This is a genomic window from Pseudomonas sp. M5 (assembly GCF_016907075.1).
Taxonomy (GTDB): domain Bacteria; phylum Pseudomonadota; class Gammaproteobacteria; order Pseudomonadales; family Pseudomonadaceae; genus Aquipseudomonas; species Aquipseudomonas putida_E.
This window is the reverse complement of the sequence record NZ_JAFBBH010000001.1, coordinates 2,060,181-2,082,432: the sequence shown is the minus strand read 5'-3', so window position 1 is coordinate 2,082,432 and position 22,252 is coordinate 2,060,181. Positions and strand designations below refer to the sequence as shown.

The window sequence follows — 22,252 nt, the reverse complement described above, 5'->3', positions numbered from 1 at the left end:
TCAGATGTCCGTTGAGCAAGCCCCGGTGCAACGTGCCGATTTCGACCAGGTCATGGTCCCCAACTATTCTCCGGCGGCCTTCATTCCTGTGCGAGGCGAGGGTTCCCGCGTATGGGACCAGTCGGGTCGCGAGCTCATCGACTTTGCCGGTGGCATTGCGGTAAACGCCCTGGGCCACTGCCACCCGGCACTGGTCAAGGCCCTGACCGAGCAGGCCAACACCCTCTGGCACGTTTCCAACGTCTTCACCAACGAGCCAGCACTGCGCCTTGCACACAAACTGGTCGATGCCACCTTTGCCGACCGGGCTTTTTTCTGCAACTCCGGCGCTGAGTCCAACGAGGCCGCTTTCAAGCTGGCCCGTCGTGTCGCCCATGACCGCTTCGGGCCCGACAAGCACGAAATCATCTCCGCCGTGAACAGCTTCCACGGTCGCACGCTGTTCACCGTCAGTGTCGGCGGCCAGCCGAAGTACTCTGACGGTTTCGGCCCGAAGATCACCGGTATCAGTCATGTGCCCTACAACGACCTGGAAGCGCTGAAGGCACAGATTTCCGACAAGACCTGCGCCGTGGTGATCGAGCCGATCCAGGGCGAGAGCGGTGTGGTCCCGGCCGACAAGGCGTACCTGGAAGGCGCCCGCAAGCTGTGTGACGAACACAACGCCCTGCTGATCTTCGATGAAGTGCAGACCGGTGTGGGCCGTACCGGCTCGCTGTACGCCTATCAGCACTACGGCGTGACGCCGGACATCCTGACCAGCGCCAAGAGCCTGGGTGGTGGTTTCCCGATCGGCGCCATGCTCACCACCAGTGAGCTTGCCAAGCATCTGGCAGTCGGCACCCACGGCACCACCTATGGCGGTAACCCGTTGGGCTGCGCCGTTGCCTGCGCGGTGCTGGACGTGATCAACACCCCAGAAACCCTGGCCGGTATCAAAGCCAAGCACGAGCGCTTCAAGGTGCGCCTGGAGAAGATCGGCCAGCAGGCCGGCCTGTTCTCTCAGGTGCGTGGTGTCGGCCTGTTGATCGGCTGCGTGCTGACCGAAGCCTGGCAGGGCAAGGCCAAGGACATCCTCAATGCCGCCGAGAAGGAAGGCGTGATGGTGCTGCAGGCCGGCCCGGACGTGGTGCGCTTCGCGCCGAGCCTGGTGATCGAAGATGCTGATATCGATGAAGGCCTGGACCGCTTCGAGCGGGCTGTGGCCAAACTGACCCAGGCCTGATTCGCCGGCGGTCCTTTCGCCGGCCCCCGAGCGGGCCGGCGATAGCAGAATTCCAGTGCGGGCGCGTGCTTGCAGACTCAACACGCGCCCGCCGTTTTTCCGTGCCGCGAAAGCGGCCAGTTTTTCCAAAGGAGTGACACCATGCTGGTGATGCGCCCCGCGCAAATGGCTGATCTTAACGAAGTGCAGCGCATGGCTGCCGACAGCCCCGTTGGTGTCACTTCGCTGCCGGACGACGCTGCCCGTCTGGGCGACAAGATCGCCGCCTCGGAAACGTCGTTCGCTGCCGAAGTCAGTTTCAATGGCGAAGAAAGCTACTTCTTCGTGCTCGAGGACAGTGTCACCGGCAAGCTGGCCGGTTGCTCGGCAATCGTCGCCTCGGCGGGCTACTCCGAGCCGTTCTACAGCTTTCGCAACGAAACCTTCGTGCATGCCTCCCGCGAACTGAAGATCCACAACAAGATCCACGTCCTGTCGCTGTGCCATGACCTCACCGGCAACAGCCTGCTGACCAGCTTCTATGTCCTGCCTGAACTGGTGAACAGTGGCTGGGCCGAGCTGAATTCGCGTGGCCGCTTGCTGTTCATGGCCTCGCACCCGGAGCGCTTTGCCGACTCGGTGGTCACCGAAATCGTCGGTTACAGCGACGAGCAAGGCGAGTCGCCGTTCTGGGATGCCATCGGGCGCAACTTCTTCGACCTCAACTATGCCCACGCCGAGCGTCTGTGCGGCCTGAAAAGCCGTACCTTCCTCGCCGAACTGATGCCGCACTACCCGATCTATGTGCCCCTGCTGCCGGACGCTGCCCAGGAAGCCATGGGCCAGGTGCATCCGCGCGCGCAGATCACTTTCGACATCCTCATGCGTGAGGGCTTCGAGACCGAGCACTATATCGACATCTTCGATGGAGGCCCGACCTTGCATGCGCGTGCCTCGGGCATCCGCTCGATCGCCCAGAGCAGGGTGGTGCCGGTCAAGCTCGAGGAAGGGCCGGTCAAGGGCGGGCGCCCGTACCTGGTGTGCAACGGCCAACTGCAGGATTACCGCGCGGTGCTGGTCGAACTGGACTGGGTGCCGGGCAAGCCGGTCAGCCTCAGTGCAGAGGCTGCCGAGGCGCTGGGTGTGGGGGAGGGCGCCAGCGTGCGCCTGGTCGCGGTCTGAGGTCTGGGAACAGAGATTTTTGCGGTAGCTACAGTTGCCGCACAAGGAGATAGCATGATCGTTCGTCCTGTACGCAGCAGCGATTTACCTGCGCTGATCGAATTGGCACGCAGCACCGGTACCACCGGGCTGACCACCTTGCCGGCCAACGAGGAGCGCCTCGGGCATCGTGTCGGCTGGGCCGAGAAGAGCTTCCGTGGTGAAGCCGAGCGCGGTGACACCGACTACCTGTTCGTGCTGGAGAACGACGAAGGCCTGGTGGTCGGCATCAGTGCCATCGCCGGGGCCGTCGGCCTGCGCGAGCCCTGGTACAACTACCGGGTGGGCCTGACCGTCAGCGCCTCGCAGGAGCTGAACATCTATCGCGAAATCCCCACCCTGTTCCTGGCCAACGACCTGACCGGCAACTCCGAACTGTGCTCGTTGTTCCTGCGTAGCGACCACCGCTCCGGGCTCAATGGCCGCTTGCTGTCGCGGGCGCGCATGCTGTTCATCGCCGAGTTCCCGGAGTTGTTCGGCAACAAGATCATCGCCGAAATGCGTGGCATGTCTGACGAGCAGGGCCGTTCGCCCTTCTGGGAGAGCCTTGGGCGGCACTTTTTCAAGATGGAGTTCAGCCAGGCCGACTACCTCACTGGTGTGGGCAACAAGTCGTTCATTGCCGAGCTGATGCCCAAGTTCCCGTTGTACACCTGCTTCCTGTCGGAGGCTGCGCGCAGCGTCATCGGCCGTGTGCACACCGATACCGAGCCTGCCCTGGCCATGCTCAAGCAGGAAGGCTTCAGCTACCAGGGGTATGTCGACATCTTCGACGCAGGCCCGGCCATCGAGTGCGAAACCTCGAAGATCCGTGCCGTACGCGAGAGCCAGACCCTGGTGCTGGCCGTCGGTACGCCTGGCGATGACGCAACCCCTTACATCATCCATAACCGCAAGCGCGATGACTGCCGTATCACTGCCGCGCCCGCACGTCTGGCTGCGGGCACCCTGGTAGTCGACCCGCAAACCGCCAAGCGCCTGCGCATGGGCGCTGGCGACAACGTTCGCGCCGTGCCGCTGTCGGCAAGCCGGGAGGCCCAGTAAATGACCACGCATTACATCGCCGGCAGCTGGCAGGCCGGCCAGGGTGAAGCCCTGCAGTCGCTCAACCCGGTCACGCAAGCCGTTGTCTGGCAAGGGCAGGGCGCCGATGCCGGCCAGGTCGACGCTGCCGTGCAGGCCGCGCGTCAGGCTTTTCCGGCCTGGGCGCAACTGAGCCTGGAGGCGCGCATCGACGTGCTGGAAAAGTTCGCCGAACAGCTCAAGCAGCACTCCGAGGCACTGGCCTACTGCATCGGCGAGGAAACCGGCAAGCCGCTGTGGGAGTCGGCTACCGAAGTCACCAGCATGGTCAACAAAGTCGCGATCTCGATACAGAGCTACCGCGAGCGCACGGGTGAGAAAAGCGGCCCGCTGGCCGATGCTACTGCCGTACTGCGGCACAAGCCCCACGGAGTGGTGGCGGTGTTCGGCCCCTACAATTTCCCCGGCCACTTGCCCAATGGCCACATTGTCCCGGCGCTGCTGGCCGGTAACTGTGTGGTGTTCAAGCCCAGCGAGCTGACCCCCAAGGTCGCCGAACTGACAGTCAATTGCTGGATCGCCGCGGGCCTGCCTGCCGGCGTGCTCAACCTGGTGCAGGGCGCACGTGAAACGGGCGTGGCGCTGGCTGCCAACCCAGGTATCGATGGCTTGTTCTTCACTGGCTCCAGCCGTACCGGCAACCTGCTTCACCAGCAGTTCGCCGGCCGTCCGGACAAGATTCTCGCCCTGGAAATGGGCGGCAACAACCCGTTGGTGGTGGATGAGGTCAAGGACCTCGACGCGGCGGTATACACGATCATCCAGTCGGCGTTCATCTCCGCTGGGCAGCGCTGCACCTGTGCTCGCCGCCTGCTGGTGCCGCAGGGCGCATGGGGCGATGCGCTGGTCATACGGTTGGTCGAGGTGTGCAAAAGCATCACGGTCGGCGCTTTTGATCAGCAGCCGGCACCCTTCATGGGTTCGGTGATTTCGCTGCAGGCTGCGCGGGCGCTGGTCGCGGCGCAGTCTGAGCTGCTCGCCAAGGGCGCTACCCAGTTGCTGGAGATGACCCAGCCCCAGGCCGATGCCGCACTGCTGACCCCGGGCATCATCGATGTCACCGCCGTGGCGGACCGGCCCGACGAAGAGTTTTTCGGCCCGCTGCTGCAGGTGATTCGTTACGCCGACTTCGATGCTGCCATCGACGAGGCCAACAACACTCAGTACGGTCTGGCCGCCGGCCTGTTGTCCGACTCCCGTGCCCGCTACCAGTACTTCTGGCTGCGCAGCCGCGCCGGCATCGTCAACTGGAACAAGCAACTGACCGGTGCCGCCAGCAGCGCGCCGTTCGGGGGGATAGGCGCCAGTGGCAATCATCGCGCCAGCGCCTATTACGCCGCCGACTACTGCGCTTACCCCGTGGCTTCGCTGGAGACTGCCAGCCTTGCCCTGCCGGCGACCCTGACGCCGGGCGTCACCCTATAACAACAGGTCACGGAGCCTAGCCGATGAAATCCTATGAAGTGAATTTTGATGGCCTGGTGGGGCCTACCCACAATTACGGCGGCCTGTCCTACGGTAACGTTGCCTCGCAGAGCAACAGCCAGCAGGCCTCGAACCCGCGTGAAGCGGCGCGCCAAGGCCTGGCAAAGATGAAAGCGCTGGCCGACATGGGCTTCAAGCAGGGTGTGCTGGCGCCGCAGGAGCGCCCCGACGTAGCGGCTTTACGCCGCCTGGGCTTCAGCGGCAGCGATGCCGAAGTCATCCAGCGCGCGGCCAAAGAGGCCATGCCGCTGTTGGTCGCCAGCTGTTCGGCATCGAGCATGTGGGTGGCCAACGCGGCCACCGTCAGCCCTAGCGCCGACACCGCTGATGGCCGCGTGCATTTCACTGCGGCCAACCTCAACTGCAAGTACCACCGTAGCATCGAGCATCCGACCACCAGCCGTGTGCTGGCTGCCATGTTCAGCAATGAGCAGCACTTTGCCCATCACCCGGCGCTGCCTGCCGTGGCGCAGTTCGGCGACGAGGGCGCGGCCAACCATACGCGCTTCTGTCGCAGCTACGGCGAGGCGGGCGTTGAGTTTTTCGTCTACGGTCGCAGCGCGTTCGACAGCCGCTATCCCGCGCCGCAGAAGTATCCGGCGCGCCAGACCCTGGAAGCCTCACAGGCCGTAGCACGGCTTCATGGTTTGAGCGATGACGGTGTGGTCTACGCTCAACAGAATCCGTCAGTGATCGATCAGGGTGTATTCCACAACGATGTGATTTCGGTGGGCAATGGCGAGGTGCTGTTCTACCACGAAGATGCTTTCCTCGAGACTGACGCGGTGCTTGGCCAGCTACAGGCTAAACTGGCCAGCAAGGGTGGCAACTTCCAGGCTATCCGTGTGCCACGTGCAGCGGTGGCGGTAGAGGATGCGGTGCGTTCCTACCTGTTCAACAGCCAGCTGCTCAGCCGCGACGACGGCTCGATGCTGCTGGTGGTGCCAGAGGAGTGCCGCAACAATGAGCGCGTCTGGGCGTACCTGCAGCAACTGACCAGCCAGGGTGGCGCGGTGAAGGAGGTCAAGGTGTTTGACCTCAAGCAAAGCATGCAGAACGGCGGCGGCCCGGCGTGCCTGCGCTTGCGCGTGGCTTTGAAGGAATCGGAACTGGCGGCGGTCAATCCAGGCGTTATCATGACGGCCCCGCTGTACGACACACTGTTGCAGTGGGTCGACAAGCACTACCGCGACCGCCTGGGCGAAGCGGACCTTGCCGACCCGCAGTTGCTGGTCGAATGCCGTACGGCGCTGGATGAGTTGACCCAGATTCTGAAGTTGGGCTCGGTCTATCCGTTCCAACGCCAACCTTGAAGAGAGATTTTGTAATGACCGACGCCCTGCGCCTGATCCTTGAAGATGTAGACGGCACCCAGCTGGAAACCTCCTGCACCCGCTTCGCCGTTGTCTGGCAGGGCAAGGAAGTGTGGATTCAGCAAGACGGCCGTGGCCAATTGCTGATCGGTGTCGACGTCGATGAGAACGACACCGAGTACGCCAACCTGCTGCTGCGCCCGATGGCTACCAACCTGGTCAGCCTGCAGCTGGAGATGGAGCCGGCAGAAGTCGGTGAAGACGATGACCACGTCCATGGCCCCGACTGCGGCCACGACCACTAAGGAAGCGCCTATGCTCGCCCTTGGCAAATTGCTTGAGCTGACCCTGACCGATCATGAGCCGGCCGAGAAGACCCAAGTCACACCCAAGGGCGTGCGTTTACGCTGGCTGGGGGAGGGCGCACTTGAGGTGCGTCCGCCCGAAGGCGACGATTGCGGGTTGGACCTGCTGTTGTCGGCCGGTATCCATGGCAATGAAACGGCGCCGATCGAATTGCTCGAACGGCTGCTGCATGGCGTGGCCAATGGCAAGATCAAGCCGCGTTCGCGTGTGATGTTCCTGTTCGGCAACCCCGCGGCCATCCGCAAGGGCGAGCGCTTCATCGAGCAGGACATCAACCGCCTGTTCAATGGTCGTCACGAGCTTTCCAGTGGTTTCGAGGCATTGCGTGCCGCGGAACTTGAGCAGTTCGCCCGGGTGTTCTTCAGCAAGCCCGAGCGTACCCGCCTGCATTACGACCTGCATACCGCCATTCGTGGCTCCAAGATCGAGCAGTTTGCCCTTTACCCCTATAAAGAGGGGCGCAAGCATTCTCGTCGCGAGCTGGCTCGCCTGGCTGCTGCCGGCATGGAGGCGGTGCTGCTGCAGAGCAAGTCCTCGATCACCTTCAGTGCTTTCACCTATGAGCAGCTCGATGCAGAGGCGTTCACCCTGGAGCTTGGCAAGGCACGGCCGTTCGGGCAGAACGAGCAGGTCAACCTCGACAAGCTGGAGGAGCGCCTGATCCAGATCATCGAAGGCAATGAGCCTGAGGCCGAAGATTCGCTCGATGGTCTTAAACTGTTCAGTGTGGCTCGCGAGATCATCAAGCACAGTGAGGGCTTCCGCCTGCACCTGCCGGTGGATATCGAGAACTTCTCCGAGCTGAGCAAAGGTTATCTGCTGGCCGAGGACCTGGCCGAAATGCGCTGGGTGGTGGAGGAGGAGGGGGCGCGGATCATCTTTCCCAATCCCAAGGTCAAGAACGGGCTGCGCGCCGGCATTCTCATCGTCCCGGACTCGGGGCAGCGCCTGGGCTGAGATTGCGCATTGCCTTGCAGGAGCGGCCTTTTGTCGCGCAAGGGCGCTTCTACAACGGCCAGTCGTCGCTGAATGCTGCCCATGAAAACCATTTAATTCACCGCCTGTTCCATTTTCCCTTCCCTTGAGCGGTAATTGGCTTGCCAGCGGCAAAAGCCTGCATTTAGCATCCGGTCATGTCATTTTCGTTTGCATGGGCCTTAAAAGCCGTCCAATCGACGCTTTGCATCGCATAAACACACTGCACCGAGATTGCAGGACCGATATAATGCGGCCCTTTGCCGTCGTTTCGTCGACGCGTTTGCCCACCAGGGCCGCCGTTTCCGTGGAAGAACCTATGAAAAGCGCAGAAATCCGTGAAGCCTTCCTTCGCTTCTTCGAAGAGCAGGGCCATACCCGAGTCGCCTCCAGTTCGCTGATCCCGAACAACGACCCGACCCTGCTGTTCACCAACGCAGGCATGAACCAGTTCAAGGACTGCTTCCTCGGTGCCGAGAAGCGCGCCTACACCCGTGCGGTCAGCAGCCAGAAGTGCGTGCGCGCCGGCGGCAAGCATAACGACCTGGAAAACGTCGGTTACACCGCGCGTCACCATACCTTCTTCGAGATGCTGGGCAACTTCAGCTTCGGCGACTATTTCAAGCGCGATGCGATCACGTTCGCCTGGACCTTTCTGACTTCCGACAAGTGGCTGAACCTGCCCAAGGAAAAGCTCTGGGTCACCGTCTACGCCAGCGACGACGAAGCCTACGACATCTGGACCAAGGAAGTCGGCGTGCCGGCCGAGCGCATGGTGCGCATCGGTGACAACAAAGGCGCCCCTTACGCCTCCGACAACTTCTGGACCATGGGCGATACTGGCCCGTGCGGGCCTTGCACCGAGATCTTCTACGACCACGGTGCCGATATCTGGGGCGGCCCACCCGGTTCCCCGGAAGAAGACGGCGACCGCTACATCGAGATCTGGAACAACGTCTTCATGCAGTTCAACCGCACTGCCGATGGCGTGCTGCACCCGCTGCCAGCGCCGTCGGTGGATACCGGCATGGGCCTGGAACGCATCAGTGCGGTCATGCAGCACGTGCACTCGAACTACGAGATCGACCTGTTCCAGAACCTGCTGAGCGCTGCGGCCAAGGCCATCGGCTGCAGCAACGACGGTCAGGCTTCGCTGAAAGTCGTGGCAGACCACATCCGCTCTTGCGGCTTCCTGATCGCAGACGGCGTGCTGCCGTCCAACGAAGGTCGTGGCTACGTGCTGCGCCGCATCATTCGTCGTGCCTGCCGTCACGGTAACAAGCTGGGCGCCAAGGGCAGCTTCTTCTACCAGATCGTCGCCGCCCTGGCTGCCGAGATGGGCGAGGCGTTCCCGGAGCTCAAGAGCCAGCAAGCGCACATCGAGCGCGTGCTCAAGGCCGAAGAAGAACAGTTCGCCAAGACCCTCGAGCAGGGCCTGCGCATCCTCGAGCAGGACCTGGCCCAGCTCAAGGGCGACGTAGTGCCGGGTGACGTGGTGTTCAAGCTGTACGACACCTACGGCTTCCCGATGGACCTGACCGCCGACATCGCCCGAGAGCGCGAGCTGACCATCGATGAAGCGGGCTTCGAGCGTGAAATGGATGCCCAGCGTGAGCGCGCCCGTTCCGCCAGCGCCTTCGGCATGGATTACAACAGCCTGGTCAAGGTCGACACCGCTACCGATTTCGTCGGCTACAACGCCACCGAAGGTCAGGGCAAGGTCATTGCGCTGTACAAGGACGGCCAGTCGGTCGACCAGTTGGGCGAGGGCGAGCAGGGCGTCGTGGTGCTGGACCGTACCCCGTTCTATGCCGAGTCCGGTGGCCAGGTTGGTGACACCGGCTACCTGCAGTCGGGCGCCGTACGCTTTGACGTGCAAGACACCACCAAGACCGGCGGCGCTTTCCTGCACCATGGCGTGGTCGCCAGCGGCGCGCTGGTGATCGGTTCTCCGGTCCAAGCCAAGGTCGATGCCGAAGTGCAGCACGCCACCTCGCTGAACCACTCGGCCACTCACCTGCTGCACGAAGCGCTGCGTCAGGTGTTGGGCGAGCACGTGCAGCAGAAGGGCTCGCTGGTCGACAGCCAGCGTCTGCGTTTCGACTTCAGCCACTTCGAGGCGGTGACGCCTGCGCAGATCAAGGCTCTGGAAGACATCGTCAACCGTGAAGTGCGCAAGAACACCCCGGTGGAAACTGAAGTCACCGATATCGAAACCGCCAAGCGCAAAGGCGCGATGGCCCTGTTTGGCGAAAAATACGGCGATACCGTGCGCGTGCTGAGCATGGGTGGCGATTTCTCCGTCGAGCTGTGCGGCGGGATCCACGCCAAGCGCACCGGCGATATCAGCCTGTTCAAGATCATCAGCGAAGGTGGCGTGGCCTCTGGCGTGCGCCGTATCGAAGCGGTTACCGGCGCTGCCGCGCTGGCTTACCTGAACGCTGCCGAAGAGCAGGTCAAGGAAGCCGCGCAGCTGGTCAAGGGCAACCGTGACAACCTGATCGACAAGCTGTCGGCTGTGCTCGAGCGCAACCGTCAGCTGGAGAAGCAGCTGGAACAGCTGCAGGCCAAGGCCGCCAGCGCCGCAGGGGACGATCTCTCCAGTGCGGCTGTTGAGGTCAAGGGTGCCAAGGTCCTCGCCGCCCGCCTGGATGGGCAGGATGGCAAGGCCCTGCTGGCCCTGGTCGATCAGCTGAAGAACAAGCTCGGCCACGCAGTGATCCTGCTGGGCAGCGAGCATGAGGGCAAGGTCGTGCTGGTGGCCGGCGTGACCAAAGACCTCTCCAGCCAACTCAAGGCTGGTGACCTGATGAAACAAGCCGCTGCGGCAGTGGGTGGCAAGGGCGGTGGCCGTCCGGACATGGCTCAGGGCGGTGGCGTCGACGTCGCTGCGCTGGACCAGGCCCTGGCGCTGGCCGTGCCGTTCGCAGAGCAGGGACTTTGAGATGGAGGGGCCGGTGGTCTAGTCACCGGCCCCTCCATGTTGGATGGTTTTTTTGAGGCCCTGTATGGGCTGAGGCACCATTGAAATGGCGTTGATCGTACAGAAATTTGGCGGCACCTCTGTCGGTTCCATCGAGCGGATCGAGCAGGTTGCCGACAAGGTCAAGAAACACCGTGAAGCGGGCGACGACCTGGTTGTTGTGCTGTCGGCCATGAGTGGCGAAACCAATCGCCTGATCGACCTGGCCAAGCAGATCACCGATCAGCCGGTTCCGCGTGAGCTGGACGTGATCGTGTCCACCGGCGAGCAGGTCACCATTGCCCTGCTGGCCATGGCCTTGATCAAGCGTGGCGTGCCGGCGGTGTCCTACACCGGCAACCAGGTGCGCATCCTCACCGACAGCGCGCACAACAAAGCACGCATCCTGCAGATCGACGACCAGAAGATTCGCGCCGACCTCAAGGAAGGGCGCGTGGTGGTTGTAGCCGGTTTCCAGGGGGTCGACGAGCACGGCAGCATCACTACCCTGGGCCGCGGCGGCTCCGATACCACTGGCGTGGCCCTGGCGGCCGCGCTCAAGGCTGACGAGTGCCAGATCTACACCGACGTCGATGGCGTCTACACCACTGACCCGCGCGTCGTGCCGCAGGCGCGCCGCCTGGAGAAGATCACCTTCGAAGAGATGCTGGAAATGGCCAGCCTCGGGTCCAAGGTGCTGCAGATCCGCTCGGTGGAGTTCGCCGGCAAGTACAACGTTCCGCTGCGCGTGCTGCACAGCTTCAAGGAGGGTCCAGGTACCCTCATTACCATTGATGAAGAGGAATCCATGGAACAGCCGATCATTTCCGGTATCGCCTTCAACCGTGATGAAGCCAAGCTGACCATTCGCGGCGTGCCGGACACTCCGGGCGTCGCTTTCAAGATCCTCGGCCCGATCAGCGCCTCGAACATCGAAGTGGACATGATCGTGCAGAACGTCTCGCACGATAACACCACCGACTTCACCTTCACCGTGCACCGCAACGAGTACGAGAAGGCCCACAGCGTGCTGGAGAACACCGCACGTGAAATCGGTGCCCGCGAAGTGATCGGCGATACCAAGATCGCCAAGGTATCGATCGTCGGTGTTGGCATGCGTTCCCACGCAGGTGTTGCCAGCCGCATGTTCGAAGCTCTGGCCAAGGAGAGCATCAACATCCAGATGATCTCCACGTCCGAGATCAAGGTGTCGGTAGTCATCGAAGAGAAGTACCTGGAGCTGGCCGTTCGCGCGCTGCATACCGCGTTCGAGCTTGACGCTCCGGCCCGACAGGGCGAGTAAGGCGTTGCCTTGAGGGGCGCGGCTTGCCGCGCCCTTCGCGTTTCTGCTCGTCACGCAGGCCCTGTCCTGCCAGCGTGACGCGCTATGGGCCCCTGTGTCGTCGTCCACGACCAGGCCCGGTTTTTCCCAGACTGTTATCCCTGAATGTCTTGCGTAAGGAGAAAGCTATGTTGATTCTGACTCGTCGGTGCGCCGAGAGCCTGATCATTGGAGATGGCGAGATCACCGTGACGGTGCTCGGCGTCAAAGGAAACCAGGTGCGCATCGGCGTCAGCGCCCCCAAGGAAGTGGCTGTTCACCGCGAGGAAATCTACCTGCGGATCAAGAAAGAGAAGGATGAGGAGCCAAGCCTTTAATTTTTTTGAAGTTTTTTTCAAAAAAAGGGTTGCAAACGAGGAAGAGCCTGTTTAATATTCGCCTCGTGTTGCGGTGAGGTGGCCGAGTGGCCGAAGGCGCTCCCCTGCTAAGGGAGTATACCTCATAAGGGTATCGGGGGTTCGAATCCCCCCTTCACCGCCATTATTCGCTTAGGGCGCTGTAATCGGTAAGAACGCTAAGTCGTTGAAGTTAAACGAAAAAGTTCTTGCAAAAATGTTTCAGCGACCTATAATGCGCGGCAAGACACGGACTCATAGCTCAGCTGGATAGAGTACTCGGCTACGAACCGAGCGGTCGGAGGTTCGAATCCTCCTGAGTCCGCCACTTTTGAAGTGGCTTTGCTTACAAAGCTGCTTCAAGCAACCAGTGGTAATCTGGTCTAAAACTACCAATTACGGACTCATAGCTCAGCTGGATAGAGTACTCGGCTACGAACCGAGCGGTCGGAGGTTCGAATCCTCCTGAGTCCGCCACTTTTGAAGTGGCTCTGCTTGCAAAGCGACTTCAGTAAGCCAGTGGTAATCTGGCCTAAAACTACCAACCACGGACTCATAGCTCAGCTGGATAGAGTACTCGGCTACGAACCGAGCGGTCGGAGGTTCGAATCCTCCTGAGTCCGCCACATATCAAGAAGCCCGCTCAATTGAGCGGGCTTTTTGTTTTCCGCCGTTCACTGATTTATCAGTGATGCCCGCTAGACTGAAAATAAACCCGCCCGACACTTCTTTGCGCGCCGCATGTGTTTTTTCTTTGGCTCGTGCCGTCGCACACATGGCTTCGAGCGTTGTCATAGCTTTATCGCGCAAACGATTGTTCTGGCCAAAATTTTAAGCGATCTGACAGCTTAGGCAGTGTATGATTGCGCCCGTCAGCCCCGCCGGGGCTTGTGGAATACCACCATGGACTTACCCAGTAGTTACTTCTTAACAAGATTCTTACAGCCTGATCTGACCGATTGATTCCCCCGGCGTGCTCCGCTGCTGGGAGTGGAGTTCGCCTATGACTGAAGTAGAAGTAAAGAAAGCACAAGAGAGCCTGCAGGATCGCCTGGCCCAGGTGGTCGAACTGTTGCAGCGCCAACGCGTGGTTGAGGACCTGACCCACCGTCAGGAAGGTCATCACCACGACCTGGTGGAAAACCTCGTCCACCGTCAAAACCTCGTCGAGTTGCAGCGCAAGCTCGACGACCTGCACCCTGCAGATATCGCCTATATCCTCGAAGCATTGCCCCTGGAGGACCGCCTGACGGTCTGGCAGCTGGTGCGCTCGGATCGTGACGGCGACATCTTGCTTGAAGTTTCCGACTCGGTTCGTCAATCGCTGATCGCCGACATGGACGATCACGAGATCCTCGCTGCGGCCAAGGAAATGGACGCCGATGAGCTGGCGGACCTGGCGGCGGAGCTGCCGCGTGATGTCGTTCACGAGCTGATGGAAAGCCTCGATGCCCAGCAGCGCGAGCGTGTGCGCTCGGCGTTGAGCTACGACGAGGAGCAGGTCGGTGCGCTGATGGACTTCGAGATGGTGACCATCCGTGAAGATGTCAGCCTGGAAGTGGTTCTGCGTTACCTGCGCCGCCTTAAAGAGCTGCCCAACCACACTGACAAACTGTTCGTAGTCGACTACGACGGTATCCTCAAGGGTGTGTTGCCGATCAAGCGTCTGTTGGTCAACGATCCGGACAAGAAGGTCGCGGAGGTCATGGCGATTGATCCGGTCTCCTTCCACCCCGACGAAGATGCCTACGATGCGGCGCAGGCTTTCGAGCGTTATGACCTGGTTTCGGCGCCGGTGGTGGACAAGAGCGACCGCCTGATCGGCCGTTTGACCATCGATGAAATGGTCGACCTGATTCGTGAAGAGAGCGAGAGTGAAGTTCTCAACATGGCAGGCCTGCGCGAGGAGGAAGACATCTTCGCCTCGGTCTGGCGTTCATTGCGCAACCGTTGGGCCTGGCTGGCGATCAACCTGATAACCGCGTTTCTGGCCTCGCGTGTGATCGGCCTGTTCGAGGGCTCGATCGAGAAGCTCGTGGCACTGGCGGCGCTGATGCCGATCGTGGCGGGTATTGGCGGCAACTCTGGCAACCAGACCATTACCATGATCGTTCGCGCCATGGCGTTGGACCAAGTGTCGCCGGGCAATACTAGCCGCCTTATGCGCAAGGAACTGGCGGTGTCGCTGCTCAATGGCCTGATCTGGGGTGGAGTGATCGGTGCTGTGGCGTTCTGGCTGTATGACAGCTGGTCGTTGGGGTTGGTGATGACTGCGGCCATGACCTTGAACCTGCTGCTGGCCGCGCTCATGGGAGTGTTGATCCCGATGACGCTGACGCGCCTGGGGCGCGACCCTGCCATGGGGTCCAGCGTGATGATCACTGCCGTGACCGACAGTGGTGGGTTCTTCATCTTCCTGGGGTTGGCTACGCTGTTCCTGCTTTGATATTGGGACGTGCACGCCAGAGTGATCAAGGCATGCGCCCGACCGCACCACCAAGGCCTGTGCGCAGCCCAACAAAAAAGCCAGCTTACGCTGGCTTTTTTTATTCTCGCCTACGCGCCTCAGGAGGCGTCGGCTGCCATTTCCACATCGTGAGCGATGAGGGCGACCAGCGCGTTCTGCTGTCGGTGGGACAGCTGACGGAAGCGTTGCAGCAACTCGCGCTCATGCAGGGACAGCTCGGGGCTATCCAGGCGCATGCTCAGCTCGTCGCCCAGCGCACCTTCCTGGATAAGGCTCTGCTCCAGGCGTGCGATGATCTCGGAGTTCATGCTGCGGTGATGGTTGCGCGCTACCTCGGCAATGCGCTCACGCATTCCGTCTGGCAGGCGGACGACGAACTTGTCAGCGGTGCGGCTCGAATAAATAGCCTGTTTCATTGGGCGCATATAAATTAACCGGTTTTTGGTTCAGGGGAAGCGGTTCACAAATTGGCCGCACGGGATGCAGGTACGACCGTGGCGACGACAAAATGTTCAACCGCCTGGAAAATTTGGTGCTCATCTTGCCTCAAGGTCGCCGTTTCCTTGGCGTCAATTCTGTGACAAATAGTGATCTCGGTAAAGGCTTTTTGCCAGTACCAATTATCAGAAATGAGTACTGGTTGGAAAAGTTTTGCATTTCAAGGTTCGCCTTACCGTCAGCCCTTTGCCGTCAAAAACCCGTAAAACGCGGCAAAGGGTAGAGAAAACCCTTAAAATGCGCAGGTTTCCTTCCATAGAGCATAGTGGCTATGCAACATGACGCAAGCTCCCAAGATAAAGCCTCAGGCGTGCTGATATATCTGATGGGACCCTCTGGCTCGGGAAAAGATTCCCTGATCGAGGCCGCTCGCGCACAACTGGCTGGCGCGGGTGTGGAAATTGCCCGGCGAGTCATCACACGTTCCGCAGAAGCCACAGGTGAAGCGGCGCAAAGCGTCACGCCAGAGCGCTTCGAAGCGATGCGAGCGGCAGGGGAATTTGCCATGCATTGGCAGGCCAACGGTCTGGAGTATGGGATCCCCAAGCAAGTGGACGTTTGGCTCGCGCAAGGGCGGTCGGTGCTGGTCAACGGTTCCCGTAGCTATCTGCCCGAGGCGCGTAGGCGCTATCCCGGTCTGCTGGCAGTACGCCTGGAGGTTGACCCAGAGGTGTTGCGTGCGCGCCTGATTGCCAGAGGCAGGGAGACACCGCAAGAGATCGATCAGCGCCTGGCGCGTAGTGCCAGGCTCCAGGGCTGTCCCGATCCCGGCGTGCATGCGCTGGACAACTCCGGGTCACTGGCCACGGCGGTCAGCGCATTGTTCGACCTGCTGCGTCAACAGGGAGTGTCCGTTTGACACGAGCATCGGAAAAGCCCTACGTGCAAAAAGCCCGATAGATGCATGACAAACGGCTGCCCTCTGGTTAACATGCTCGCCGTCCAGCTGTGCAGCGTTCGCTGCCGGTTCTTGTGTCTCAGTAGCTCAATTGGATAGAGCATCCCCCTCCTAAGGGGAAGGTTGGCAGTTCGAACCTGCCCTGGGACGCCATATTTTCTCTCGCTCCATACGCTTACTTGCAGTTACCCGCCTTGCGGTAACCTGCACTCTGCGCTTCTGCTTCACTGCCAAATGCCACCTGATTTTTCTGAGCGACCTGGCTGTAACCGGGGCAACCGCTGGCCAAGTGGTACACGTGACTGTTGCGGTTGCCAATGATCGCACCGTCAGTCGACGCACTCGCCAGGGTCGGCTTGCCGATATCTCTCGCAGCCGTTTTCGGGGTTGCCGAAGCTACCACGTCCATAGCCCCGGCAGGCTTGTAGCCCAGCGTCCATTTCCGTTCGCCGGTGACGAATGGGTTCGAATGCCCCATGATCGCGGCGATTCGCTGATTGCGCTGCTTTTCCCACGCAGAAACCGGGTGCTGTTTATCCCAGGCCATAAGCACCTGCTGCTGTTGTCTCGACATGCTCAACTTGTACCGGTCGAACATGTAGAACGTGGTGCGCGCAACCAGCCCTTTGACTTCGTCACGCGGCTCGGCGGTTTTCTGCTGGAAGTCGACCTTGGTGGTGCACTGCCCGTACTGGGGCGCAACGCCTGAAACCATGCCGTAGTTGAAATTGCTGCGGTCACCGTTCACTTCACCCACGGACGGATAGAGGTTGAACAGGTCGGCTTCCATGGCGCGGAAGGTAGGGTCTTCATTGACGCAATGCTCGCGACCGCCGTTCTGCCAGCATTTGCGCTGGTGGCCAAAAGTCCAGGCCGGCACGATGTGCTCCCATTCGGTACGTTCGGCGCGGGTCTGTACTTTGCGGGTTTCGTAGCCGCAGGATTTGGCGTCGACCCGGCCACCGGATTTGCCGACCCAGGTCCATTTACAGCCACAGTACAGTTCGCCCATTGGGCTGTTTGCCTGGTCGAGGAAGATTTTCTGCTTGGCGACAACCTTGGCTTCGGTAAACGTTGCGGGGGGATTGGCGAAGGCGGCAGGGATGACAGAGAGGGCGAGGGTAACGACGTACAGCAGTTTCTTCATGAGAAAGCATCATCGGATTTCGGGGGCAGAATTATACGGTGTGCTGACGTCAATTGAAGAAATGTCCTATCGCATCGCCGTAGTGTGCCTATTGCGCGACGCTGATGGGGTTTCTCGATTTGGGTCTACGCCTGTTGCATAATGTCCCGAAACCAACGGTCATGATTTGAAGCGCGCGGCCGATAACGGGGTTGCTGCACTACGCCCTTGTTGACCCCTTCGAAGCGAATACCATGCTCCCCATCTATTTGAACCTAGGTTGCGCCGATCATCCTCGCCAAGGCTTTATCAATATCGATGTGGAGCCCACAGGGGCCGATCTGCAATGGACGCCGGGCCAGGCTTTGCCGTGGGAACAAGGCACGGTGCCTGGGATCTACAGTGCTCATCTTCTGGAGCGACTCGGGCGTAACCAAGGTATTCGCTTGCTGCACGAATGCCGTCGAGTCCTGCAGCCCGGCGGGGTGATCCGTCTCGTCTGCTCCGACCTGAAGGCGTTGGTGGAAGATTATCTGAATAACCGCACACGCCCTGAGGCGCCAGGCATCGGTCGCGCCGAATGGCTGAACAGGGCCCTGCGCCAGCATGCCTGGACCTTCGACGCCGAGGAGCTGACGCGGATCTGCAAGATGGTCGGCCTGGAACCGGTAGCTATCACCGCAGAAGGCAACAGCAGCGATCCGCACCTGAGTGGGCTGGACGCTACGGTGCCGGGCCAGTTGGTGCTTGAGTTTTGCAAGCCGCAGCGCCAATTGGCGGCCGATGCCCAGCCGCTGGTCAGCATCGTCATGCCGACCTACAAGACCGAACACCTCTACGACGCCTTGGGCAGCGCGCTGAACCAGACCTACCGCAACCTGGAAATCCTGGTGTGCGACGACTGCCCGACTGATGAGATCGAAAGGATCTGCGCCGACCTGAGCCAGGACGACCCGCGCGTGCGTTATGTGCGCAACCCAGATGCTGGAAAGGACATTGGCCGTCTTAACCATGTCCTTTGCCTGAAAGAGGCGCGCGGCGAATTCATCAAGTTTCTCAACGACGACGACCTGCTGCAACTCGAATGCGTGGAGCGGATGCTCGACAGCTTCCGCTGCTATCCAGACGTTACGCTGGTAACCTCTAAGCGCCAGCGCATCGACCAGTACGGCGAGCCGCTGGCCGATATCGCCGCAACCCAAGCCCCCGTGGCAGACGATGCGATGATCGAAGGCCTGTCGCTGGGTACCGCACTCATGCAGTCGCAGATCAATTTCGTTGGCGAGCCGAGCACGGTCATGTTTCGCCGCGCCGATATGCTGGAAATCACTCCGGACTTCATGTCGGTAGACGAACAACCCATCGCCTGGGCCTCCGACGTGGCGATTTTTCTCAACCTCGCACTGCGCGGCAACACCGTTTATCTGGTCCAGCCACTGAGTAGCTTCCGCATTCACGGCGAGCAATGCCAGGTGCTCTACGGCGCCGCCGCACAAGGTGAATCCCGACGCTGCTGGGCAATCATGCGCGACTTCTGGGCGCGGCATGAATTCGACAAGGCGCTCTGACATTGCGCAGTATGCCCACGCCTGAACAACACAAGGCCGGCCAACGCCGCCAGCCGCAGGAACACCGCTCATGAATGGTCGGCCCCCCGTTTTCGTGACCCAGCCCGCATTGCCCGAGCTGGAGGCTTTCTTGCCATACCTGCGGGAAATTTGGGACAGCCGCATGCTGACCAATGGCGCAGCCATGCACCAGCGACTGGAAGCGGCGCTGTGCGCTTACCTGGGCGTGGAACACATTTCGCTATTCTGCAACGGTACCCAGGCGCTGATAACGGCGTTGCAGGCGGCCGGGCTCAGCGGTGAGGTGATCACCACGCCGTACTCCTTTGTTGCCACTGCCCATTCGCTGCTATGGAACAATCTGACGCCGGTGTTCGTCGATATCGACCCGCACACCCTGAACCTAGACCCGGCACGCATCGAGGCGGCCATCACCGACCAGACCACAGGCATCCTGCCGGTACACTGCTATGGCCATCCCTGCGATGTGGAGGCGATACGCGCGATTGCCGAGCGCCATGGCCTGCAGGTGATCTATGACGCGGCACATGCTTTTGGTGTTCAGGATACAAACGGCAGCCTGCTGCGCCACGGCGACCTCGTGACCCTGAGCTTCCACGCTACCAAGGTGTTCAGTACCTTCGAGGGCGGCGCTGTCATCTGTCGCGACGAGGCGACCAAGCGGCGCATCGACCAGTTGAAGAACTTTGGTCTGTCTGCCGACGGAAGCACCGTAGAACTGACCGGCACCAACGGCAAGCTCAGCGAAATTCACGCAGCCTTTGGCCTGTTGCAACTGGAGGGCCTGGATGAAGCGCTGGGGAAGCGGCGGCTGATCGACCAGCGTTATCGCGAAGGGCTTGCGGGGATTGCGGGTATTCGCTGTATCGAGGGCAGGGGCGAGGCAGTCGCCAATCATGCGTACTTCCCGATACTGGTAGGGCCTGAGTTTGCTCTTGGCCGTGATGCGCTGTTCTCGCACCTCGCCGCTCACGACATTCATGGGCGGCGTTATTTCCAGCCCCTGATCAGTGGCCTGCCGATGTACCGTGGGTATCCATCGTCCAGCGCCGACAACCTGCCGGTAGCGCATCAGGCGGTGGAGCAGGTGATCTGCCTACCGATCTATCCTGACCTCGATTTCGGCACCGTGGACTTCATTGTCGGTTTGATCGCCGGGGCCGGTGCATGACCAGGGTGGCGATCATGCAGCCGTACCTGTTTCCCTACATTGGCTACTGGCAACTATTGAAGGCCGCAGACTGCTTCGTGGTCTACGATGACGTGAACTTCATCACGCGGGGGTGGATCAACCGCAATCGCATCCTGATCAACGGGGCGCCAGGGATGATCACGCTGCCGTTGTTGCAGGCCTCGCAAAACCGCAAGATCAACGAAATAGAAATTGCACCTGCTGCTCAGTGGCAACGACGCATGCTACGCAGCGTGGAAATGGCCTATCGCAAGGCACCCTGTTTCGATCAGGTATTTCCAGTGGTCGAGCGTATTCTGGCGCACGAAGACAACAACCTCGCGGGTTTTCTGAGTCATCAAATTCAGGTGTTGGCCAACTTCATGGGCCAAACGACGCGGCTCGTTACCAGCAGCCAGGTCTACGGCAACGCTCAACTTACGGCGCAGGCGCGGATTCTGGATATCTGCCGCCATGAAGGTGCAACCTGCTATATCAATGCCCAGGGCGGGCGCTCGCTCTATGAGCCGGAGAGGTTCGCCGACGCCAATATAGATCTGCGTTTCATCGGTATGCGGGTACTGGCCTATCGCCAACGCTGCGAGGGTTTCACACCGTACCTGTCGATCATCGATGCCCTGATGGAGGTCGGCGCCGAGGGCATCGGGCCGCACTTGGCGGCCTACGATTACCTCTGAGGTTCAAGCCTGGCAGACTACATAGATACTCGCAGTGAGGTCCGGGTATTTCATGCCCATCTTGTAACAGCCTTCGAAGAACGCCTGGTCGATGATGCCGGCACGCAAGGCTGCATCGAACTGAAAGTTGGCCATCGGCTTGAACAGGATGCCGCCGCGCTGGGTCACCTGGAAACCGGCCTGTAACGCCTCGTGCTCCAGGGTGTCGAGGCTGTAGGTGCAACGGTGGCCGTGCTTGCGCTCGCCATCGGTAACAGCCGCATTGAAATCGATCAGCCCCATGCCCACCGCGATCTGCCGCGACGCCGCATTGGCATTAGGCACGACGATGAACAGCCGGCCGCCCGGCGCCAGCCACTCGCGTATCTTCTTGAGTACCGGCTGTGGCTCGGTGAGATGTTCGAGGGTATGGATCAGGAAGATGTTGTCGAACCGACGCTCCAGGGTAGTGTCTTCGAACCGACCCAGGATGAATGTTGCGCGCGCATCGCCAACGTTCTTGCGGGCGACTTCGATCAGGTCGGTGGCCCCTTCAAGCACGGTCACGTCATCGAAGACCTGCAGCAACTTTTTGGTGAACTCGCCGTGATAGCATCCCATTTCCAGCGCATTTCCAGGGCGAAACTGCCCGTTGAGCGCCTTGAGCATGTAGTCGCGGTGGATGTAGTCGAAATCGTAGGCGTACAGGCGGTTTTCCGTGTCCTGGTACTCGGTGTTCAGGTCGCGTGACATGGTTAACCCTGGTTGGAGTGATACATGCGCCTGGCCGGTGGCTGATACCACTCGTCCAGCGTTGCGGGTACCCGCGCGTTATAGCCGATGACCTGGCGCATCATCGGGCCGAGGTTTGGCCCCAGGTCATAACCCAGGGCCCGCGGGTAGTCGAATTGCTGCTTGATGAACGGCTTGGAAAACATCGGCGTGACCGAGCGGCGCACCCGGTCGGTAACGTTGCTGCCGCCGGCGTGCCAGACATTGGAATTGAACATCAGGATGCTGCCGGCCGGGGCGATAGCCTGTTCGGCGTGGGCCATGAAATAGTCGTCGGTCGGCTTGGCTTCGGCCTTGTGCGAACCGGAGAGCATCCAGGTCGCGCCATTGGCGGCGGTGAAGTCGTCGAGCATCACCAGCGTGTTCAGCAGCAACGGCATATCACCGGAAAAAGAACGGATATCCCGGTGAACGCGCTGGGCGTAAGACTGGCTGTCGCGGGTGTTGATGGCCCCGCCATAGGAGTTGAGGATGAACTGCCCACCGAAATAGCGCTCGATGAAGGCATAGATAGGGTAGGCCTTCAGGCAATCGAGAAAACTGCCAAACTGGCCGATCAGGTGGTGCACGGTGTAACTGGTGTCCTGATCGATGCCGTTCTTGATCTGGTAGTCGCGGCAGATTGCATAGGCCTTGTGGATGTCTTCACGCATCTGCTCGACGATAGCGATCGGGATGGCGCTCTCGAAAATCACCCAGCCTTGCTCCGCCATGCGCCGGTCGAATACCTCGCTGGAAATCATGGGCG

20 protein-coding genes and 5 tRNA genes are annotated in these 22,252 nt (G+C 60.7%); 20 read left to right on the top strand and 5 right to left on the bottom strand.

What is annotated here, in order from left to right; translation table 11 throughout:
• Positions 1 to 4 precede the first annotated feature (4 nt).
• From JOE27_RS09425 to JOE27_RS09360, 14 genes are all read left to right on the top strand, one after another.
• Positions 5 to 1,225 (top strand): aspartate aminotransferase family protein, encoded by a 1,221-nt coding sequence (locus JOE27_RS09425; protein ID WP_012315598.1) that lies wholly within the window; start codon positions 5 to 7, stop codon positions 1,223 to 1,225.
• A 141-nt stretch (positions 1,226 to 1,366) separates the two neighbouring features.
• Positions 1,367 to 2,386, top strand: coding sequence for an arginine/ornithine succinyltransferase subunit alpha (aruF, locus tag JOE27_RS09420; protein ID WP_046785392.1), 1,020 nt, complete (start codon positions 1,367 to 1,369; stop codon positions 2,384 to 2,386).
• Positions 2,387 to 2,440: 54 nt separating this feature from the next.
• The gene (gene astA / locus JOE27_RS09415) at positions 2,441 to 3,469 is read left to right on the top strand and encodes an arginine N-succinyltransferase (RefSeq protein WP_012315596.1); all 1,029 of its coding nucleotides are present in this window, start codon (positions 2,441 to 2,443) and stop codon (positions 3,467 to 3,469) included.
• Positions 3,470 to 4,933 (top strand): succinylglutamate-semialdehyde dehydrogenase, encoded by a 1,464-nt coding sequence (gene astD / locus JOE27_RS09410; protein WP_204918597.1) that lies wholly within the window; start codon positions 3,470 to 3,472, stop codon positions 4,931 to 4,933. It abuts the gene before it with no gap.
• A 23-nt stretch (positions 4,934 to 4,956) separates the two neighbouring features.
• Positions 4,957 to 6,306, top strand: a complete 1,350-nt coding sequence (gene astB / locus JOE27_RS09405; RefSeq protein ID WP_012315594.1) for an N-succinylarginine dihydrolase — start codon at positions 4,957 to 4,959, stop codon at positions 6,304 to 6,306.
• Between the two features lie 14 nt (positions 6,307 to 6,320).
• The gene (locus JOE27_RS09400; protein WP_039602667.1) at positions 6,321 to 6,611 is read left to right on the top strand and encodes a hypothetical protein; all 291 of its coding nucleotides are present in this window, start codon (positions 6,321 to 6,323) and stop codon (positions 6,609 to 6,611) included.
• Positions 6,612 to 6,621: 10 nt separating this feature from the next.
• Positions 6,622 to 7,629 (top strand): succinylglutamate desuccinylase, encoded by a 1,008-nt coding sequence (gene astE, locus JOE27_RS09395; protein ID WP_046785389.1) that lies wholly within the window; start codon positions 6,622 to 6,624, stop codon positions 7,627 to 7,629.
• 337 nt (positions 7,630 to 7,966) lie between these two features.
• Positions 7,967 to 10,591 (top strand): alanine--tRNA ligase, encoded by a 2,625-nt coding sequence (alaS, locus tag JOE27_RS09390; protein ID WP_147405221.1) that lies wholly within the window; start codon positions 7,967 to 7,969, stop codon positions 10,589 to 10,591.
• Positions 10,592 to 10,676: 85 nt separating this feature from the next.
• The gene (locus JOE27_RS09385; protein WP_119687577.1) at positions 10,677 to 11,912 is read left to right on the top strand and encodes an aspartate kinase; all 1,236 of its coding nucleotides are present in this window, start codon (positions 10,677 to 10,679) and stop codon (positions 11,910 to 11,912) included.
• A 167-nt stretch (positions 11,913 to 12,079) separates the two neighbouring features.
• Entirely contained in the window at positions 12,080 to 12,268 is a 189-nt protein-coding gene (csrA, locus tag JOE27_RS09380; RefSeq protein ID WP_003254503.1) for a carbon storage regulator CsrA, read from the top strand.
• A gap of 72 nt (positions 12,269 to 12,340) precedes the next feature.
• A tRNA-Ser gene (locus JOE27_RS09375) sits at positions 12,341 to 12,431 on the top strand.
• Positions 12,432 to 12,537: 106 nt separating this feature from the next.
• Positions 12,538 to 12,614 (top strand) — tRNA-Arg (locus JOE27_RS09370).
• 72 nt (positions 12,615 to 12,686) lie between these two features.
• Positions 12,687 to 12,763 (top strand) — tRNA-Arg (locus JOE27_RS09365).
• 72 nt (positions 12,764 to 12,835) lie between these two features.
• Positions 12,836 to 12,912, top strand: a tRNA-Arg gene (locus JOE27_RS09360).
• 4 nt (positions 12,913 to 12,916) lie between these two features.
• On the opposite strand, the gene JOE27_RS09355 is transcribed toward JOE27_RS09360, so the two are convergent.
• Positions 12,917 to 13,081: a hypothetical protein gene (locus tag JOE27_RS09355; RefSeq protein ID WP_161871676.1), complete on the bottom strand. Its 165-nt coding sequence runs from the start codon at positions 13,079 to 13,081 to the stop codon at positions 12,917 to 12,919.
• A 208-nt stretch (positions 13,082 to 13,289) separates the two neighbouring features.
• Between JOE27_RS09355 and mgtE the strand changes: the two genes are divergently transcribed.
• Complete coding sequence (gene mgtE / locus JOE27_RS09350; RefSeq protein ID WP_012315589.1) at positions 13,290 to 14,732, top strand: magnesium transporter; 1,443 nt, start codon at positions 13,290 to 13,292, stop codon at positions 14,730 to 14,732.
• A gap of 119 nt (positions 14,733 to 14,851) precedes the next feature.
• Here mgtE and JOE27_RS09345 read toward each other — a convergent pair whose 3' ends face one another.
• Positions 14,852 to 15,178 (bottom strand): Arc family DNA-binding protein, encoded by a 327-nt coding sequence (locus tag JOE27_RS09345; RefSeq protein WP_003254499.1) that lies wholly within the window; start codon positions 15,176 to 15,178, stop codon positions 14,852 to 14,854.
• A 344-nt stretch (positions 15,179 to 15,522) separates the two neighbouring features.
• Here JOE27_RS09345 and phnN point away from each other — a divergent pair, with 344 nt between their 5' ends.
• Together phnN and JOE27_RS09335 are read left to right on the top strand one after the other, a co-directional pair.
• Complete coding sequence (phnN, locus tag JOE27_RS09340) at positions 15,523 to 16,110, top strand: phosphonate metabolism protein/1,5-bisphosphokinase (PRPP-forming) PhnN (RefSeq protein WP_174142109.1); 588 nt, start codon at positions 15,523 to 15,525, stop codon at positions 16,108 to 16,110.
• Between the two features lie 115 nt (positions 16,111 to 16,225).
• Positions 16,226 to 16,302 (top strand) — tRNA-Arg (locus JOE27_RS09335).
• 22 nt (positions 16,303 to 16,324) lie between these two features.
• On the opposite strand, the gene JOE27_RS09330 is transcribed toward JOE27_RS09335, so the two are convergent.
• Entirely contained in the window at positions 16,325 to 17,296 is a 972-nt protein-coding gene (locus JOE27_RS09330; RefSeq protein ID WP_174142108.1) for an endonuclease, read from the bottom strand.
• A gap of 233 nt (positions 17,297 to 17,529) precedes the next feature.
• On the opposite strand from JOE27_RS09330, the gene JOE27_RS09325 reads away from it, so the two are divergent.
• From JOE27_RS09325 to JOE27_RS09315, 3 genes are all read left to right on the top strand, one after another.
• Positions 17,530 to 18,843, top strand: a complete 1,314-nt coding sequence (locus JOE27_RS09325; protein WP_239539322.1) for a glycosyltransferase — start codon at positions 17,530 to 17,532, stop codon at positions 18,841 to 18,843.
• 70 nt (positions 18,844 to 18,913) lie between these two features.
• Positions 18,914 to 20,035 (top strand): DegT/DnrJ/EryC1/StrS family aminotransferase, encoded by a 1,122-nt coding sequence (locus JOE27_RS09320; protein WP_119687575.1) that lies wholly within the window; start codon positions 18,914 to 18,916, stop codon positions 20,033 to 20,035.
• 14 nt (positions 20,036 to 20,049) lie between these two features.
• On the top strand, positions 20,050 to 20,733 hold the full coding sequence (locus tag JOE27_RS09315; RefSeq protein ID WP_239539320.1) for a WbqC family protein: 684 nt from the start codon (positions 20,050 to 20,052) through the stop codon (positions 20,731 to 20,733).
• Positions 20,734 to 20,736: 3 nt separating this feature from the next.
• On the opposite strand, the gene JOE27_RS09310 is transcribed toward JOE27_RS09315, so the two are convergent.
• Together JOE27_RS09310 and JOE27_RS09305 are read right to left on the bottom strand one after the other, a co-directional pair.
• Entirely contained in the window at positions 20,737 to 21,465 is a 729-nt protein-coding gene (locus JOE27_RS09310) for a class I SAM-dependent methyltransferase (protein ID WP_119687573.1), read from the bottom strand.
• 2 nt (positions 21,466 to 21,467) lie between these two features.
• Positions 21,468 to 22,247, bottom strand: a complete 780-nt coding sequence (locus JOE27_RS09305; protein WP_204918592.1) for a phytanoyl-CoA dioxygenase family protein — start codon at positions 22,245 to 22,247, stop codon at positions 21,468 to 21,470.
• Between the last annotated feature and the right edge of the window lie 5 nt (positions 22,248 to 22,252).

What these genes read in the sequence shown, in the direction of transcription:
- JOE27_RS09425 (WP_012315598.1), top strand. Translation starts at nt 5, where the DNA reads ATGTCCGTTGAGCAAGCCCCGGTGCAACGTGCCGATTTCGACCAGGTC.
- aruF (WP_046785392.1), top strand. Translation starts at nt 1,367, where the DNA reads ATGCTGGTGATGCGCCCCGCGCAAATGGCTGATCTTAACGAAGTGCAG.
- astA (WP_012315596.1), top strand. Translation starts at nt 2,441, where the DNA reads ATGATCGTTCGTCCTGTACGCAGCAGCGATTTACCTGCGCTGATCGAA.
- astD (WP_204918597.1), top strand. Translation starts at nt 3,470, where the DNA reads ATGACCACGCATTACATCGCCGGCAGCTGGCAGGCCGGCCAGGGTGAA.
- astB (WP_012315594.1), top strand. Translation starts at nt 4,957, where the DNA reads ATGAAATCCTATGAAGTGAATTTTGATGGCCTGGTGGGGCCTACCCAC.
- JOE27_RS09400 (WP_039602667.1), top strand. Translation starts at nt 6,321, where the DNA reads ATGACCGACGCCCTGCGCCTGATCCTTGAAGATGTAGACGGCACCCAG.
- astE (WP_046785389.1), top strand. Translation starts at nt 6,622, where the DNA reads ATGCTCGCCCTTGGCAAATTGCTTGAGCTGACCCTGACCGATCATGAG.
- alaS (WP_147405221.1), top strand. Translation starts at nt 7,967, where the DNA reads ATGAAAAGCGCAGAAATCCGTGAAGCCTTCCTTCGCTTCTTCGAAGAG.
- JOE27_RS09385 (WP_119687577.1), top strand. Translation starts at nt 10,677, where the DNA reads ATGGCGTTGATCGTACAGAAATTTGGCGGCACCTCTGTCGGTTCCATC.
- csrA (WP_003254503.1), top strand. Translation starts at nt 12,080, where the DNA reads ATGTTGATTCTGACTCGTCGGTGCGCCGAGAGCCTGATCATTGGAGAT.
- JOE27_RS09355 (WP_161871676.1), bottom strand. Translation starts at nt 13,081, where the DNA reads ATGACAACGCTCGAAGCCATGTGTGCGACGGCACGAGCCAAAGAAAAA.
- mgtE (WP_012315589.1), top strand. Translation starts at nt 13,290, where the DNA reads ATGACTGAAGTAGAAGTAAAGAAAGCACAAGAGAGCCTGCAGGATCGC.
- JOE27_RS09345 (WP_003254499.1), bottom strand. Translation starts at nt 15,178, where the DNA reads ATGCGCCCAATGAAACAGGCTATTTATTCGAGCCGCACCGCTGACAAG.
- phnN (WP_174142109.1), top strand. Translation starts at nt 15,523, where the DNA reads ATGCAACATGACGCAAGCTCCCAAGATAAAGCCTCAGGCGTGCTGATA.
- JOE27_RS09330 (WP_174142108.1), bottom strand. Translation starts at nt 17,296, where the DNA reads ATGAAGAAACTGCTGTACGTCGTTACCCTCGCCCTCTCTGTCATCCCT.
- JOE27_RS09325 (WP_239539322.1), top strand. Translation starts at nt 17,530, where the DNA reads ATGCTCCCCATCTATTTGAACCTAGGTTGCGCCGATCATCCTCGCCAA.
- JOE27_RS09320 (WP_119687575.1), top strand. Translation starts at nt 18,914, where the DNA reads ATGAATGGTCGGCCCCCCGTTTTCGTGACCCAGCCCGCATTGCCCGAG.
- JOE27_RS09315 (WP_239539320.1), top strand. Translation starts at nt 20,050, where the DNA reads ATGCAGCCGTACCTGTTTCCCTACATTGGCTACTGGCAACTATTGAAG.
- JOE27_RS09310 (WP_119687573.1), bottom strand. Translation starts at nt 21,465, where the DNA reads ATGTCACGCGACCTGAACACCGAGTACCAGGACACGGAAAACCGCCTG.
- JOE27_RS09305 (WP_204918592.1), bottom strand. Translation starts at nt 22,247, where the DNA reads ATGATTTCCAGCGAGGTATTCGACCGGCGCATGGCGGAGCAAGGCTGG.